At 48.9% G+C, this 17,777-nt stretch carries 11 protein-coding genes; 7 read left to right on the top strand and 4 right to left on the bottom strand.

What is annotated here, in order from left to right:
* Window positions 1-54: 54 nt before the first annotated feature.
* Together QZ323_RS00590 and QZ323_RS00585 are read right to left on the bottom strand one after the other, a co-directional pair.
* Window positions 55-855: an inositol monophosphatase family protein gene (locus tag QZ323_RS00590; RefSeq protein WP_294632008.1), complete on the bottom strand. Its 801-nt coding sequence runs from the start codon at window positions 853-855 to the stop codon at window positions 55-57.
* Window positions 856-1,018: 163 nt separating this feature from the next.
* Entirely contained in the window at window positions 1,019-1,516 is a 498-nt protein-coding gene (locus QZ323_RS00585; protein ID WP_294631940.1) for a 3'-5' exonuclease, read from the bottom strand.
* A 379-nt stretch (window positions 1,517-1,895) separates the two neighbouring features.
* On the opposite strand from QZ323_RS00585, the gene QZ323_RS00580 reads away from it, so the two are divergent.
* From QZ323_RS00580 to topA, 4 genes are all read left to right on the top strand, one after another.
* The gene (locus QZ323_RS00580) at window positions 1,896-2,459 is read left to right on the top strand and encodes an NUDIX domain-containing protein (RefSeq protein ID WP_294631938.1); all 564 of its coding nucleotides are present in this window, start codon (window positions 1,896-1,898) and stop codon (window positions 2,457-2,459) included.
* A 198-nt stretch (window positions 2,460-2,657) separates the two neighbouring features.
* Window positions 2,658-5,702, top strand: coding sequence for a tetratricopeptide repeat protein (locus tag QZ323_RS00575; RefSeq protein ID WP_294631937.1), 3,045 nt, complete (start codon window positions 2,658-2,660; stop codon window positions 5,700-5,702).
* 32 nt (window positions 5,703-5,734) lie between these two features.
* Complete coding sequence (locus QZ323_RS00570) at window positions 5,735-7,408, top strand: TonB-dependent receptor (RefSeq protein ID WP_294631935.1); 1,674 nt, start codon at window positions 5,735-5,737, stop codon at window positions 7,406-7,408.
* Window positions 7,409-7,539: 131 nt separating this feature from the next.
* On the top strand, window positions 7,540-9,894 hold the full coding sequence (gene topA / locus QZ323_RS00565) for a type I DNA topoisomerase (RefSeq protein WP_294631933.1): 2,355 nt from the start codon (window positions 7,540-7,542) through the stop codon (window positions 9,892-9,894).
* A 341-nt stretch (window positions 9,895-10,235) separates the two neighbouring features.
* Here topA and argS read toward each other — a convergent pair whose 3' ends face one another.
* Entirely contained in the window at window positions 10,236-12,029 is a 1,794-nt protein-coding gene (argS, locus tag QZ323_RS00560; protein WP_294631931.1) for an arginine--tRNA ligase, read from the bottom strand.
* Window positions 12,030-12,355: 326 nt separating this feature from the next.
* Here argS and QZ323_RS00555 point away from each other — a divergent pair, with 326 nt between their 5' ends.
* Complete coding sequence (locus tag QZ323_RS00555) at window positions 12,356-13,096, top strand: hypothetical protein (protein ID WP_294631929.1); 741 nt, start codon at window positions 12,356-12,358, stop codon at window positions 13,094-13,096.
* Window positions 13,097-13,642: 546 nt separating this feature from the next.
* On the opposite strand, the gene QZ323_RS00550 is transcribed toward QZ323_RS00555, so the two are convergent.
* Window positions 13,643-14,773, bottom strand: coding sequence for a glycoside hydrolase family 97 catalytic domain-containing protein (locus QZ323_RS00550; protein ID WP_294631927.1), 1,131 nt, complete (start codon window positions 14,771-14,773; stop codon window positions 13,643-13,645).
* Window positions 14,774-16,095: 1,322 nt separating this feature from the next.
* On the opposite strand from QZ323_RS00550, the gene QZ323_RS00545 reads away from it, so the two are divergent.
* Both QZ323_RS00545 and QZ323_RS00540 read left to right on the top strand, forming a co-directional pair.
* Window positions 16,096-16,830 (top strand): rhomboid family intramembrane serine protease, encoded by a 735-nt coding sequence (locus tag QZ323_RS00545; protein WP_294631926.1) that lies wholly within the window; start codon window positions 16,096-16,098, stop codon window positions 16,828-16,830.
* A complete protein-coding gene (locus tag QZ323_RS00540; RefSeq protein ID WP_294631923.1) occupies window positions 16,811-17,701 on the top strand; it encodes a rhomboid family intramembrane serine protease in 891 nt (296 codons plus the stop codon). Before QZ323_RS00545 ends, QZ323_RS00540 begins: the two co-directional genes overlap by 20 nt.
* Window positions 17,702-17,777 lie beyond the last annotated feature (76 nt).

The following is a 17,777-nucleotide window of genomic DNA, read 5'->3' as shown; positions in this document are numbered from 1 at the left end:
GAATGGACTTGTTTCATTGGATAAGTGGTTTCATTGGATAAGTTTGTTTCGAATTCACATTCCCAGCGGATAGGCTTGGCGTATCAGTTCCTGCAATTCCTGATGTAGCAAACCGTTCGTGGCAATGATGTGATGCCCTTCAATGAAGTTCTCGCCGCCATAGAAGTCGGTCACTTTGCCGCCTGCTTCCTGCACAAGCAATGCCGCAGCCGAATAGTCCCACTTGCCGATGAAGGCCTCTGCCCACGCATCAAACCGTCCGGCAGCCACGTAACAGATGGCCAAGGCTGCGGAACCGGTCATGCGTATGCCGCCTACCTTGCCATATAAGTTGTGTATCAGATGTTCGCCCGTGCGGGCATATTGCTGCGAGTTGTAAGGCAACTCGACCACCAGAAAGGCATCTTCCATCTGCCCGACGGCGGAGACCTGCATCCGCCTGCCGTCTACGTAGGCACCACCGCCCTGCCAACCGTAGAAACATTCGTTGCGACAAGGGTCGTAGACTACACCCAGCAGCAGTTCTTCTTTAGAGCGAAGGGCTATGGATACGCAATAGGGCGCATTGTCATGAATGAAATTGGTCGTCCCGTCCAGCGGGTCCACAACCCAGCAGTAGGGTTCGTCGCGGTAGGTCGCCGAGCCTTCCTCCGTAATGAACCCGGCTTCGGGCAACAGTGCCGAGAGTGCGGCAACGATTTGCTTTTCCGATTCCTTGTCTACATAGGATACATAGTCGTGCGCATGTTTCTTTTCCACGCTCTCAAGGCAGAAGTTCTTCCGCTCTTCCTTCAGAAATCTTCCTGCATCCATCGCGATACGTCGGACTTCGGTGGTAAGTTGTGCTAAATCCATATTCATTATCTGTCTTTCTTTGATGATTCTGTTGTTCTTCATGATTCTGTTGTTCTCCTTGCCAGTCGGTAGTGTCTTTGCCGTCCCGAAATCTCCTTCTGCCAACGAGGAGCACACTTCTTGCAAGCAGGATTCTTCTCTTGCGGATGGGACTGTGCACCCGTCACGGCTCTATAATCTCCCTTGCAATCCATGCGCAGGCTTCTGCATCTGCCAATGCATGGTGATGGCATTGCAGGTCGTAGCCGAAATAAGCCGCCACGGTGTGCAACTGGTAGTTGGGTAAACCTTTCACCAGCCGGCGTGCCGTGCTCAGGGTGCAGTGGAAGTCATAGTCGGGATAATCCATATTGTAAGTCTTGAAGACTGCCTTCAGGCAACTTTCGTCGAATCCCTTGTTGTGGGCAACGAGCGGCAATCCTTCGATAAGCGGCTCTATCTCCTGCCAGACAAAGGGGAATATGGGGGCTTTTGCCGTATCCGCCAGTGTGAGTCCATGCACGCGGGTGTTCCAATAAGTGTAGTATTCCGGTTCGGGACGGATCAGGCTGTAGTAGCTGTCTACAAATTCGCCTTCGCGCACAATCACCACACCGACGCTACAGACGCTGGTGCGTTGTTCGTTGGCTGTTTCAAAATCTATAGCGGCAAAGTTTTCCATAGCTCAGAGAGTGTTTTTTATACCTGTTTGGTGTTCTTCACAGTTTGCCTATAGAGACAAGGAGGCGTGTTTGGCAAGACGGTCCTTCCGCTGTTTCGCAGGCATTCTGTGTCTTAAGAATCACTGATTTATATTTCTCACGCCAAAAATACAAATAAATACGCAGCCAGGAAAACATTCGTCCATACGTTTTTGACATTTTGTTCTTTCAGGATTAGGGAATGAGGCTTTACCGGATTGCCGAAGCGGAGGAAGTACACACCTATTTATATATACCTCTGCAATTATCTCCTTCCCCGATTGCCATATCAGGAACATTTCGTACTTTTGCAAAGAAGTCATTTCCACGAAAGTATAAACTATGGCATTCACAAACTTTATGGAACATCCCCTATCCCAATTCAAACATTGCCCCAAGTGTGGCTCAGCGCATTTCGAGGTCAACAATGAGAAATCAAAACGTTGCTGCGACTGTGGCTTCGTGTACTATTTCAACCCCTCTTCCGCTACTGTGGCGCTGATCATGAACGAACGGAACGAGTTGCTGGTGTGCCGCCGTGCCAAAGAACCTGCCAAAGGGACACTGGACTTGCCCGGCGGCTTCATCGACATGGCGGAAACTGGCGAAGAAGGCGTAGCGCGCGAAGTCAAAGAAGAGACTGGCATGGAAGTGAAAAAGGCTGAATATCTCTTTTCCTTGCCCAATCTGTACGTATACTCCGGATTTACCGTCCATACGCTGGATATGTTCTTCCGCTGCTCGGTTGCCGACACGCTCCACTACAAGGCAATGGATGATGCCGCAGACCTTTTTTTCCTGCCGATAAAGGAGATTCATACAGAAGACTTCGGACTGGGTTCCATTCGGAAAGGACTGGAGATATTCCTGAAAAGAGTGGAAATGCCACAGGAAAAGGTAGAAAAGATCACAGAAAAACAATAAATCTTTCACAAGAAAACATTCAATGTTCTGCAAGAAAACATTCAATGTTCTGCAAGAAAGCAATGAATCTTTCACAAAAAAAAGAGGGAAACAGATCGATCGGCAAATCGGTAATCACCCCCCATATATCATAAAAAAGACAAACGAGTGCAACATTTTATGTCCAAAACCCGTACTTTTGTAAAAACACGTTGCAATATGAAGAATAATTTCTCACGAATATTGTGCACGGCACTCTGCTGCGCACCCCTGTTCGCAGCGGCACAGACCAGCGAACGAATCACTTCTCATCAACGATTGTATCAGGAAGGACAATCCCTGTTCCAACAGAAAGCATACGCAGCAGCTATTCCGCCCCTGACGTCATTCATACGCCAGACTGATGCCGAAGGCAATCCCGTGCCCGACGCCGGCGAACGAATGGAAGCGGAATATATGCTGGCATGCGCCGCCTACGAACTGAAAGACGGCAAAAGCCTCGACATCCTGCAAGCTTATCTGGACCGATACCCCGACAATCCTTACGCCAACCGCATATATGCACTGATGGGCTCCGTCTACTTCTTCCGGAAGGATTATGACGCCGCCTTGGCATTGCTCAACTCCGCCCGCCTCGACCTGTTAGGCAGCGAAGAGCGCGACGACATGACGTACCGCCTCGCCACCTGCTACCTGAAAACGGGCAATGTGAAAGAAGCCGCGATATGGTTTGAAACCCTACGCAGCACAAGCCGGAAATATAATGCAGACTGCACATACTACCTCTCTTACATCCGTTACACGCAGCAACGCCACGACGAAGCCCTCAAAGGATTCTTGTCCTTGCAGGACAATGGCAAATACAAAGACCTTGTCCCCTACTACATCGGCGAAATCTACCTCTTGAAGAAACAGTACGACAAAGCGGAAATCGTGGCGCAGAATGCACTGTCCGCCCATTCCAGCAGCATGAGTCATGCGCACACGGCAGAAATGTACCGCATCCTCGGCACAGCCCAATACCATTTCGGAAAATATCACGAAGCCACCCAATCCTTCGAGCAGTATCTGGAGCTTGACACCGAATCCGACTCTCACCGAAGGGATGCATTATACATGCTGGGAATGTCCCGCTACCAGTGTGGCGTATATTCGCAAGTCGCCGCAGCCCTGGGCGAAGTGACCACCGAGAACGACGCCCTCTCGCAGAATGCCTACCTGCACATGGGTTTGGCGTATCTGCAAATGGCAGACAAGGCAAAGGCGCGCATGGCATTCGAACAGGCTGCCGCCTCCAGTGCCGACCTGAAAATCAAAGAGCAAGCCTCCTACAACTACGCCCTTTGCATCCACGAGACCTCCTACTCTGCTTTTGGCGAGTCGGTCACCGTCTTCGAGAAATTCCTCAACGAATTTCCCAATTCGCAATATGCGGACAAAGCAAGCAGCTACCTCGTAGAAGTCTACATGAACACACGCAGCTACACCGCCGCCCTCGCCTCCATCGAACGCATCGCCCACCCCAGTACCGCCATACTCGAGGCTAAACAGAAGATCCTCTTCCACCTCGGCACGCAATCCTTCGCCAACACTCAATTCCGCGAAGCGATCGACTACTTCAACCAGTCGGTTGCCTTGGGTAAACATAACCGACAGACGCAAGCCGATGCCATCTACTGGCGCGGAGAGTCTTACTACCGCCTGAACCGGATGCAGGAAGCCGCCGCCAACTTCAACGAATATCTGAGCCTCACCCCCGACCGCGACACTGAGACGTACGCATTGGCATACTATAACCTGGCGTACATCGCCTTCCATAAAAAAGACTATCCCCTTGCCCAAAGTCGTTTCCAGAAGTTCATCCAACTGGAAAAGAGCGGAAATGCCACCGCACTTGCCGATGCCTGCAACCGCATCGGCGACTGCTACCTGCATGTACGCCGCTTTGATGAAGCCAAACAATACTACACCAAAGCAGAGAATATGGAGACCCCTGCCGGAGATTATTCTTGCTATCAGCTGGCACTCGTAGCCGGCCTGCAAAAAGATTATAGCGAAAAGGTATCCCTGCTGAACCGGTTGGCAAGCAAATACCCTACCTCTCCATACGCCGTGAATGCCCTCTACGAGAAAGGACGTTCGTACGTGCAGACCGGCAACAGCCGCCAGGCAATAGCCACATTCAAGGAGTTGATGGAGAAATATCCCGAAAGCCCGGTCAGCCGCAAAGCCGCCGCCGAAACCGGACTGCTCTACTATCAGCTGGATGAATACGACCGCGCAATAGATGCCTACAAGCAAGTCATAACCCAATATCCGGGCAGTGAAGAAGCACGCCTCGCCATGCGCGACCTGAAGTCCATCTATGTAGATGCAAACCGCGTGGACGAATTTGCCGCTCTGGCAGCCCAGATGCCGGAAGAGATCCGCTTCGACGCCAGCGAGCAAGACTCGCTGACCTACATCGCCGCCGAAAAGGTGTACATGAAAGGAGATATCGCCAACGCCCAGTCGAGCTTCACACGTTACCTGCAAAGTTTCCCCAACGGTGCATTCAGCCTCAATGCGCACTATTACCTCTGCATCATCGGTAAAGAGCAGCAGGACGAAGAAGCCGTACTGCAACACGCCGGCAAGCTGCTGGAATATCCCGACAACCCCTATTCGCAAGAAGCCCTCATAGCCCGTGCGGAGATCCTCTTCAACCGCAAACAGTATGACCAGGCACTTGCCGACTACAAGCAGTTGAAGGCCAAAGCCACAACTGCCGGACGACGCCAACTGGCAACGACCGGCATGCTTCGCAGTGCCGCCCTGATGCAGGACGACATTGAGACCATAGCCGCCGCCACCGACTTGCTTGCCGAAGCCAAGCTGTCACCGGAGCTACAAAACGAAGCCCTCTATTTCCGCGGTAAAGCCTACCTGGCCCAACGCGCCGACAAAAAAGCGATGAACGACTTCCAGACATTGGCAAAAGACACCCGTACCCTCTATGGAGCCGAAGCCAAGTATCTGGTTGCCCTCCAGTTATACCATGCGGAAGAATATACTGCCGCCGAAAAAGAGATACTCGACTTCATCGAACAGAGCACACCGCATGCCTACTGGTTGGCACGCAGCTTCGTACTCCTTGCCGATGTGTACATCGCAACCGACAAGAAACTGGATGCCCGCCAATACCTGTTGAGCCTGCAACAGAATTACCAAGCCGACGACGACATCCAGCAGATGATCAACGAAAGACTGGAGAAACTGAAATAAGAAAGTAGTTAGTAGCAAGTAGAACAATCGTTATGAAAAAGATACAATATCTCTTCGGGATGTTAGCCATCGTAGCCTTCCCGAACCGGGCAGAAGCCCAATCGCAAGCCAAAGACAGCACCCTAAGCCGTACGGTCACGGTAGAGCAAAAGTATAATCCTGACATTATGGATGCTTCCAAAGTAAACGTATTGCCCGAAGTGGTTCCTCCCACGGTCAGCAAGAAAAGCGTGGAGTATGACGCCACCCTCACACCTGCCGAAAACATACCGGCGGGCCTCATGCAAGCCTATACCGAAACAGAAGAGCAACAGAAGGCCCAACGCGGATATGCCCGGTTAGGCTATGGGAACTATGGCAATCTGGATGCCCGTGCCAATTACCTATTCATCCTGCCCAACAGCGACAAGCTGAACCTCAATCTCCATGCAAACGGTATGAACGGGAAACTGCACCTTCCACAATCAGAAGAAAAATGGAATGCCCGCTACTACCGGACGCACTTCGGCATGGATTACATACATGCTTTCCGAAAAGTAGATTTGGACATAGCCGGCAACTTTGGCGTGAGCAACTTCAACTTCCGCCCCCATAGCACGGACTCCAAGCAGAAGTTCCTGTCGGGTGATGTACACTTCGGAGTAAAATCGACCAGTGATGAGTTGCCCCTTCAGTTCCACGCCGAAACCAACCTGATGTTCTACGAACGCCAGCATGACACCAAATATAAGAATACCCAAGAAGCAATGGTACGAACTAAAGCCGGTGCAAGCGGTACCATCTCCGAGGAACAATCCGTAGGAGTAGATCTGGCGATGGACAACGTGTTCTACAAGAACAACCGGTTCGACGACTACACATCAGTAGAACTGAATCCTTATTACCTCTACGAGAACGACGAGTGGAAGGTCCGCCTTGGTGCGCATGTAGATTTTGCCTTCGGGTTCGGCAAGAAAATCCAAGCAGCCCCCGACATAACCGCCCAATACACCTTCTCTGATAGCTACACGCTCTATGCCCGTGCCACGGGAGGACGACGTTCGAACGACTTCCGCACATTGGAAACCTTTTCTCCATACGGTCAGACAGACACGCAACTGGATGCCACCTACGAGCAATTGAATGCCACGCTCGGATTCAAGGCAAGCCCCATGACAGGACTGTGGTTTAACCTCTATGGCGGATATCAGGATTTGAAAAACAATCTTACCCATAATATAGGATATTACATGTATTCCGATGGAACACAGATGGACTTCACCGACTCATCATTTTATCTGTGGTTATATCAGGGAAACATGTACAACTTTTACGCAGGCGCAGAATTAAGCTACAGTTATAAAGACATCGTTTCTTTCTCCCTGTCAGGGACGTATCGCAACTGGGAGACACCCGACAAAGACGGCCTCAGCCAGAAATGGATGCTTGCCTATATGCCCTCTTTCGAAGCCAAAGCCAACGTAGACATCCGCCCTATTCCTTCCGTACTGGTGAACTTCGGCTATCAGCATGCCACACGCGAAAAGGCGACAAGCACACGCGAAGCTCCGGTCAGCAATTTGTACCTGGGCGGCAGTTATGAAGTTTTTAAAGACATCTCCATTTATGCCCGTGCAAATAATTTATTGAACAAAGAGTATCAGTATTATCCAATGTACTCCACTGAAGGCATTAATTTCGTAGGGGGAGTGAGTTTTCGTTTTTAACAAATAAGCAGGCAAAAAAAATCATTTTTGCTAAAAAAGAATATATTCTCCATATATTATAAGGAGGAACAATTGTTTTTTCCTACTTTTGCGGCAAATTCAGTGCAAGAGTCACTATAAAACAGAAATTTATGCCAAAAAACCTTGTCATTGTCGAATCACCGGCAAAAGCCAAAACCATCGAGAAGTTTTTGGGAAAAGACTATAAAGTCCTTTCCAGCTACGGTCATATACGCGATTTAAAGAAGAAAGAGTTCAGTATTGATGTTGAAAAGAATTTTGAACCGGATTATGAAATTCCGGAAGACAAAAAAGCACTCGTAAAGACACTGAAATCCGAAGCCAAAGAAGCTGATACCATTTGGTTGGCTTCCGATGAGGACCGCGAAGGAGAAGCCATCGCATGGCATCTGTACGAAGTCCTGAAGTTGGAACCGGAACATACCAAACGTATCGTATTCCATGAAATCACCAAAACCGCCATACTGAGAGCCATCGAACAGCCGCGCGACATCGACATCAACCTTGTCAATGCGCAACAGGCACGCCGCATCCTCGACCGTATTGTAGGTTTCGAATTGTCGCCCGTACTTTGGAAGAAAGTAAAACCCGCACTCTCTGCCGGACGTGTGCAGTCGGTAGCCGTGCGCCTCATCGTGGAACGCGAGCGCGAAATACATGCTTTCCAAAGCGAGGCTTCCTATCGGGTCAGCGCCATATTCCTCGTTCCCGATGCCGACGGCAAAATGGTAGAGATGAAAGCCGAACTTGCCCACCGCCTCAAGACCAAGGCAGAAGCCCTGAAGTTACTGGAAAGCTGCCAGTCGGCCACATTCACCATCGAAGATATCATAACACGCCCGATAAAGAAAAGTCCGGCTGCACCATTCACCACCTCTACCCTGCAACAGGAAGCCGCACGTAAACTGGGTTTCACTGTGGCACAAACCATGATGGTGGCACAGCGTCTCTACGAATCAGGACAGATCACCTACATGCGTACCGACTCTGTAAACCTGTCTGAATATGCCATCAACGGCAGTAAAGAAGCCATCACCAACATGATGGGCAGCAAATATGTGTACTCGCGCCACTTCAATACCAAAGCCAAAGGAGCACAGGAAGCACACGAAGCCATCCGTCCCACCTATATGGAAAACGCCCAGATAGAGGGCAGTGCACAAGAAAAGAAACTGTATGACCTGATATGGAAGCGTACCATCGCTTCGCAAATGGCAGACGCCGAACTGGAAAAGACCACTGCAACCATCAGCATCAGCAATGCCTCCGAGACCTTCAACGCATCGGGAGAGGTCGTGAAGTTCGACGGTTTCCTGCGTGTCTACAGAGAGTCTTACGACGATGATGTAGAGCAGGAAGACGAAAGCAACCTCCTGCCTCCGCTGAAAAAAGGACAGACCTTACAGTATCAGAATATTACAGCAACCGAACGCTTCACCCAACATCCGCCCCGCTACACGGAGGCAAGCTTGGTGCGCAAGCTGGAAGAACTGGGCATCGGACGCCCTTCCACCTATGCCCCCACCATCTCCACCATCCAGCAACGCGAGTATGTAGAGAAAGGTGACAAAACCGGAGAAGAGCGTTCCTACAACATCATTACCCTGCTGAAAGAAGGAATTACAGATGACACCCGCACCGAAATCACTGGAGCCGAAAAGGCTAAACTGCTGCCTACGGACACAGGTACGGTGGTCACCGACTTCCTGATACAATACTTCCCCAGCATCATGGACTACAACTTTACGGCAAGCGTAGAGAAACAGTTCGATGAAATCGCTGAGGGCGATACCGCATGGACCACCATCATGAAGAAGTTCTACCAGACGTTCCATCCCTCGGTAGAGACCACCCTTGCCACCAAGAGTGCACACAAGACAGGCGAACGTTCGTTAGGAAACGACCCGGTCAGCGGCAAGCCTGTCTCAGTGAAGATCGGTCGTTTCGGTCCCGTGGTACAGATAGGTAGTGCCGAAGATGAAGAGAAACCCCGCTTCTCTCCCCTGAAGAAAGGACAATCTATCGAAACCATCACACTGGAAGAAGCAATGGAACTGTTCAAGTTGCCCCGTACCCTCGGCAAGCATGAAGGAAAGACAGTGACCGTCAACTCCGGACGTTTCGGACCGTATATCTACTATAACGGCGGTTATACCTCACTTCCGAAAAATGCAGACCCCATGGAAATCGAACTGGAAGAAGCCTTGGAACTGATAAAGAAGAAAGCGGAAGCGGAAGCGAAAAAGCACCTCAAGAGGTTCGAGGAAGAACCGGAACTGGAAATCATGAACGGAAAGTACGGTCCATACATCGCCTACAAAGGCAGCAACTACAAAATCCCCAAAGATATTGTCCCGGAGGATTTGAACCTGCACGCCTGTATGGAGATCATCAAACTGCAAAGCGAGAAAGCCGCAGCATCTCCCAAACCGAAGCGCGGCAAATATGCCAAGAAAAAGGCATAAGCGCAGCAGAGTTTCATAAACAATCAGCCTCGGAATGTATGGATTCATCATTCCGAGGCTGATTGTTTATACAAGTTTCGCAAAAACGTAACCTTGTCCGCATTCTGAATATGCTTATTTACATTCTGAGTATGCTTGTTTGCATTCTTGAGTATGTTTACATACATGGCTAAGTATCTAAACATACATGGCAAAGTATCTTAAGATACTTTGCTGAATATCTTTACAGGGTGTTTTTCCTATGAGGTGCGCCATTGCATTTTAGACACACCTCACCGATTATTTATAAAACACTGCCCTGCGTTCTATAGGCACAAGCAAGCCTCAACATCGGTGCTCGATTACATTCTGTCCGGCACTTCGATGCCCAGCAGTCCCATACCGAGGCGAACGATCTTCGCCACATTTTCCGACAAGGCAAGGCGGAACACCTTCACTGCCTCATTCTCTTCGCGCAGGATGCTGAAATCATGATAGAACTGATTGTACTCCTTCACCAAGTCATAGGTATAGTTGGCAATGATGGAAGGGCTGTAATCTTCGCCTGCCTGCTTCACGATTGCCGCAAAGTCCGCCATCATCTGGATAAGACCTTCTTCCTTCTCGCTCAACTCGATGCCAGCAGGCACCTCTTCCGGTATGACTATACCTGCTTCCGCAGCCTTGCGGAGCACGGACTGGATACGTGCATACGTATATTGGATGAACGGTCCCGTGTTTCCGTTGAAGTCGATGGATTCCTTCGGATTGAAAGTCATGTTCTTGCGTGCATCTACCTTCAGGATGAAGTATTTCAGCGCGCCCAAGCCGACGATACGGGCAATGTCGTCAGCCTCTTCCTGAGACAGTCCGTCCAACTTGCCCAACTCGTTGGAGGTATCTTTGGCGGTCTTCACCATCTCTTCGATCAAGTCGTCAGCATCCACCACCGTACCTTCACGGCTCTTCATCTTGCCTTCGGGCAGTTCCACCATACCGTATGAGAAATGCACGAGGCTCTTTCCCCACTCAAAACCAAGCTTGTCGAGCAGGATGGAAAGTACTTGGAAGTGGTAGTTCTGCTCGTTACCCACCACGTAGATCATCTTGTCGATAGGATAATCGGCAAAACGGAGCTTGGCGGTACCGATGTCCTGCGTCATGTACACAGACGTGCCGTCCGCACGCAACAACAGTTTGTGGTCCAGTCCCTCGGGAGTCAGGTCCGCCCATACGGAACCATCCTCTTTTCGATAGAAGAAACCTTTCTCAAGGCCTTCCACCACTTTCTCCTTCCCTTCGAGGTAGGTATTTGACTCATAATATATCTTGTCGAAGCTGACACCCATCTTACGGTAGGTCTCATCGAATCCCTCGTACACCCAGTTATTCATCTTTGCCCAAAGTGCACGCACCTCAGGGTCTCCGGCTTCCCACTTCACCAGCATCTCACGCGCTTCGTTCATTAAGGGGGAAGCAGCCTCGGCCTCTTCCTTGGTCATGCCTTTCGCCATAAGCTCCGCCACTTCTGCCTTAAAGTGCTTGTCGAAAGCCACGTAGTAGTCGCCTACCAGATGGTCGCCCTTCTTACCGGAAGATGCCGGTGTCTCACCGTTTCCATACTTCAGCCATGCCAGCATGGACTTGCAGATATGGATACCGCGGTCGTTTACGATGTTCGTCTTTACGACCTTGTTGCCGTTTGCCATAACGATATTGGCGAGGGCATTGCCCAGCAGGTTATTGCGCACGTGTCCCAAGTGGAGCGGCTTGTTGGTGTTGGGCGAAGAATATTCAATCATAACCAGCGGAGAATTATCCGTAGCAGCCACGATGCCATACTGCTTGTCGGCATGGATGCTGTTCATCAGTTCAATCCAGGCGGAAGAAGCGATAGTCAGGTTCAGAAAACCTTTAATGACATTGAATGCAGCTACCGAAGGCTCATTGGCTTTCAGGTATTCGCCAATCTCCTGCGCAGTCTGTTCCGGTCCTTTTCGGGACATGCGGAGGAAAGGAAAGACGACCAGCGTGAGATGGCCTTCAAATTCTTTCTTTGTTTTTTGCAGTTGCACCTGTGCGGCAGGCACATCTTGTCCGTACAACGTCTTCAGTCCATTGACAACGGACACTACCAGTTTATCTTCTATATTCATGATTTAAAAGTATTTTCCGAGTGCAAAGATAGTTCAAACCGGAAGCAGTACAAAATATGCCTGCTTATTTTTAATGTCAAGTCACGGTTTTTCACGGCTTTGGCACTTGGTTACACAACTCCGAAATCCCGGCCAGAAGCATGTATTCTACGTATTTTCTCCGTACTTTCTCCAAGCAAAGGTACTTTTGCACGGAGAAAGTACGGAGAAGGTACGGAGAAGAAGCGTTTCGGATACAACGCGGACAGGGGCTTAACAAGCCAATAATTCTGCCAATAGTTCTTGCTAATTCAATATTTATTCTGCACTTTTGTCTCAGAAAAGCTATGAAACAGACCATACGAACCATATTGCCCCTCTTTTTCCTACTTGTCCTCTGCTCTTGTAAGGACAAGCCGAAGGAGGCTACGGAGAGTTCGAACAACTGCCTCACCGCCATCACCATTGCCAGCATACTGATACTGATCCATTCGAATGCCTATATAGACAACCTCAGGCAAAAAAGAAACCAAAACAGAATATTCGCCCAACAACTTGAGACCATTAAAGAAAATATCTGCCAGGAAAACGACCGGATTATCAAAGAGAGCCAAAAGAGAATTGAAGAACTGGAACGGAAGATAGAAGACACGAGCCATGCGAACACCCTCTTGCAAGCCCAACTCCAAAAACAGAAACACATCATCTTATGCACCAACAAGCCCGCAACTACAGCCTTGAATGAGCAGGAGCAGGCCGAAACGAACTTCCGGAACTCAGAGATTTATCTCCGTTTCAAAAGGAATATCGATACCCCGAAAAGCAGTTCCGACTGGCAGGCATTGCAAGATGCCGTGGATAAAACATACAATAACTTTACCGAAAGCCTCTACAGATTCTACAGTTTCAGCAATCACGAGTTGCAAGTCTGCCTTCTGATAAAGATAAACATGCAGCCATCGGATATAGCCAAGCTGACCAACCATACCAAGGAAGCGATCACCGCCACACGAAGGAGATTATACGAAAAAGTCTTTCAGGAAAAGGGAACTCCCAAGTTATGGGATGAGTTCATCCATGCGCTGTGATGCCCCGCACACATAAACCTACGGCCACTCGGACTGCCCACCTGTCAAATGTACACTAATTGTACACAGCAAATTTTTGCCCAATAACCCAATTCCGCTTCTTTTGCAGAAAAAAGTTTTCAATTATCCACTATTCAATTCGACCGATTATGGAAAGAAAGAATCAAAGATCAACTCCGGAAATGATTATTCATTTTCTCCTCCACAACAGATTAGTAAGCTGTGTCAGCAATATCCTGTTCCTGATCATATTTTGCTTGATCTCATTCAACAATAAAAATGTAATAAGCTATATCTTTACAGCACTATTAAGTATCATGGCTTTGATTGATGTCACTGCCCTGCTATATTTGTCTTGGAAAAAGTACAAGAAGAAGAACAACAAGAAGAATAAGAAATAAGGATAAAGGCAACGCGTAATATACAGATTCGGCGGATAACCGCAGACTGTTCACTGGTATTCAAGGGAACAATCCGAGGTCATCTGCCGAATGCAGGATTTAAGCAACGGCGTATAAGCCGCTTCGATGTATTCCAGCCCTACGATTATTCGGCCTTCGTTATCCTGATGGCATATCCGCCTCCGGCAGCTGTCCAAATTTTCAGGCGGGTTTTAGGAGTCACTTTCTGGCTGCTGATGGTGTATGCCTGCGGATTCTCCTTATAGTGGGCATCTTTTCCGTCCTTGTAGATGGTGGCAACATACTTGCCAGCAGGCAAGAAGCTGAGGTCTACCTGCGAGGTACGCGGCTGTTCGCCGTTGGTGCCGCCTATGTACCATTCGTCTTTGCCTTTCGCCTTACGGGCGATGGTGAGGTACTCCATCGGTTCGGCTTCCAGATACCAACTCTTTTCCCAGTCTATGGCTACATCTTTGATGAACTGGAAAGCATCGAGGAATCTATCATAGTTCTCCGGCAAGTCGGCAGCCATTTGTAACGGGCTGTACATGGTGACGTAGAGCGAGAGTTGGTTGCACAGTGTAGTGTTGACCCAGGAATGATTGTCGGGATTCAGCTTATGGATATCATTCTCGAAGATACCCGGCGTGTAGTCCATCGGGCCTCCTATCAGACGGGTGAAGGGAAGGATGGTAGTATGGCTGGGCTTGCTGCCGCCGAATGCCTGATACTCGGTACCCCGTGCGGACTCGTTGCCGATGAGGTTGGGCCAGGTACGGCAGAGGCCGGTGGGGCGTACGGCTTCGTGGGCGTTGACCATGACTTTATAGTCGGCTGCTTTCTTCACGGCATAGAGGTAATGGTTCACCTGCCACTGGTTGTAGTGGTTCTGGCCGTTGGGGATGATGTTACCCACGTAACCGCTCTTCACGGCGTCATATCCGTTCTCCTTCATAAAGCGGTAGGCATCATCCATGCAGCGCTCGTAGTTGCGGATAGAAGCGGAAGTCTCGTGATGCATAATCATCTTGATCCCCTTCTGCTTGGCATAGTCGCGTATTTTGGCTACATTGAAGTCGGGATAAGGGGTAACGAAATCAAAGACTTCATCTTTGGAGTTGCCGAACCAATCTTCCCAACCGATGTTCCAGCCTTCGACCAACAGGGCGTCGAAGCCGTGCAGGGAGGCGTAATCGATGTAGCGTTTCACGTTGGCAGTAGTGGCACCATGACTGGAAACAGAGTTTCTGTTCTTTTTGAGACGCATATACATCACGTTGTTCTATCTCCCGGTCCAATACCTTAAGGATAGAATCAATGTTCATTCCAAAGTTCTGCTTTGAGGCGGCGGCCGAGGCTGCACAAATAATTAGCAGAAAGGAAAACAAATGCCTCTTGATACAAATATTTTTCATAGATGGCAAAGATAGTCTATTTATTGAAAAAACAGATTGATATTTCATGAAAAAATGCAGTTTTCGTAAATTAAGCTGTAATCTCTAACGTTGAGTTTATTTAAAGTACTCCATTAAATTAAGTACAACACTCATATTTCAGATGCCATCAATTTTGAAATTAACAGGATGCAGCCTACCCTGCCAAACAATCGGTTAGCGGAACCGGCTTTAGAATAAATTCGGGTCAAAACTTTATCAAAACAGACGCCGCTCCGTATCTGCTCCGTACTTTCTCCAAGCAAAGGTACTTTTGTACGAAGAAGATACGGAGCAGATGCGTTTCGGATATGGCGCGGATAAAATAATTATCAAATTTCAGCCTCACAACAAATTAATAAGTTGTGTCAGCAATATACGCGATGCGCTATCCGGTCGCGATTGAATCAATGAATCAATCTGTACCAGCCACAGCACTTGACACAATAACTCCCATGGATTAATACATTTTCATCCCATGTTTCAATCCAATAGAATCCTTCATTATCAATCAGCCACAGTCGTGGTTCAGCTGCTCTACAGTTATGGTTCACGCTCTCCACGGATGTGGAACAGCTAATCCACGACTGTGGAGAACATGAACCACGGATGTGGAAATATAAACAACATCGGAGGTCAATCGGAAGAACATACGTGGTTATCCGAACAAAAACAGGATGTTATCACAAATAACTCCCGCCCGAAGCCAACGGATGCAAACATGAATACTGGGAAAAAACAAGAAAAACAGCATGGGAAAGAAAGAAAACACGTCCAAACCGGAAGTGGTGTAGGCAAATTTACCTACACCGTATCTACACCCCTGCCTACACCAATCATATAGCATTGTTATACAGCAAGATATCTCAGATGGTGTAGGTGGTGTAGGTAAAATGTGCAAAACTTTCATGTATGCGCGCTCGCGAGAGAGAGAAGAGCATAGGGAACAAGACGGGCTAAGAAAACAAAACGAGAACAAAAAAGGGTAAAAGAAAGGAAAGAGAAAGAACTTTCCACCCGACACGAAGACGCTAACAATTCTGAATATCAAATAAAAACATTAAAAAACTGCTCTCTTTTCGCGAAAAAGAAGGAATAGGGTACTGTTTTTCTGTTATAGAACAGAAATTATTCGTATTTTTGTCGAATTGAAACAATAGAATGTATGAATGCGATACCGACAGTTACAAAAAACATACTGATCATCAACGTCCTGGTTTTCTTCGCGACCATAGTCGCTGCAAGCTACGGCATCAATCTGGACCATTACTTAGGACTTCATTTCTTCCTTTCCGAAGACTTCAATGCCGCACAGTTCATCACCTACATGTTCATGCACGGTGGATTCACCCACTTGTTTTTCAATATGTTTGCCGTATGGATGTTCGGCCGTATCCTCGAGCAGGTCTGGGGACCGGGGCGATTCCTGTCCTACTACATGATGTGCGGCATCGGTGCAGGACTGATCAACATGCTGGTGGTCTACCTGCGCATCCGGTCGGTAGAAACCGGAATGACACCGGAGATGATTGACGTCGTCTACCAAGAAGGAACCAAAATATGGCATCAGAGCATGAACTACACCGACCCTGCCATGGCAAGCCTGAACGCACTGATCAACGTACCGACCGTAGGAGCTTCAGGAAGTGTGTACGCCATCCTGTTAGGATTCGGAATGCTGTTCCCCAACCAGCCGCTGTTCATCTTTCCGTTTCCGTTCCCGATCAAGGCGAAGTATTTCGTGATAGGTTATGCGCTGATTGAACTCTATTCGGGCTTTGCCAACAATCCGAACGACAACGTTGCCCACTTCGCACATCTGGGCGGAATGATATTCGGGTTCATATTGATTACGTATTGGAGAAAAAAAGACAGAGGAAATGACTACTATTATAACTGACCTTAAAGAGGCGTTCCGCAGAGGGAATATCTATATCCAGCTGATTTACATCAACGTCGGCGTCTTTGTCATCACCACACTGACGGAAGTCCTGCTACAATTGTTCAACCGCAGCCTTGGCGGCGTGTTCGAGTGGCTGGAATTGCCGGCTTCTGTAACGCGGCTTGCCTTGCAGCCCTGGTCGCTGTTCACTTACATGTTCATGCATGCGGGATTTCTGCATATTCTGTTCAACATGTTATGGCTGTACTGGTTCGGGGCTTTGTTCCTCATGTCGTTCTCGGCGAAACACCTGCGCGGAGTGTACGTCTTGGGAGGTTTGTGCGGCGGACTGCTGTACATGGCGGCGTATAACGTCTTCCCCTATTTCCGCCCGATGGTGGACTACTCCTTCATGCTGGGTGCATCTGCTTCCGTACTTGCCATTGTGGCCGCTACGGCTTACCGCGAACCGAACTATCCGATACGTCTGCTTCTGTTCGGCACGGTAAGACTGAAATATTTGGCGCTCATCGTGATCGGTACGGACTTGCTATTCGTCACTTCCAGCAATGGAGGTGGACATATCGCTCATCTGGGTGGTGCGCTGGCGGGTCTATGGTTTGCCTCCGGCATCAGCAAGGGAAGAGACGTGACCGCTTGGATCAACAAGTTTCTGGATAGTGTCACCGCGCTGTTCAGTGCCAAACCCCGCAAACCCAAAATGAAAGTGCACTACGGCAACAGCCGCCAGCAAGATTACGATTACAACGCCCGCCGAAAGGCGCAATCCGAAGAGATAGACCGTATCCTCGACAAACTGAAAAAGTCGGGCTACGACAGCCTGACCACGGAAGAGAAGAAGAGCCTGTTTGATGCAAGCAAACGATAGGATACAAGCAAACGATGGGATGTGAAGAAATGGCAGGATGTGAAGAAATGGCAGGATGTGAAGAAACGACAAGATA

This window comes from uncultured Bacteroides sp. (assembly GCF_910585845.1).
Taxonomy (GTDB): Bacteria; Bacteroidota; Bacteroidia; order Bacteroidales; family Bacteroidaceae; genus Bacteroides.
The sequence above is the reverse complement of the archived record's forward strand: the minus strand, read 5'-3'. Positions and strand labels throughout refer to the sequence as shown.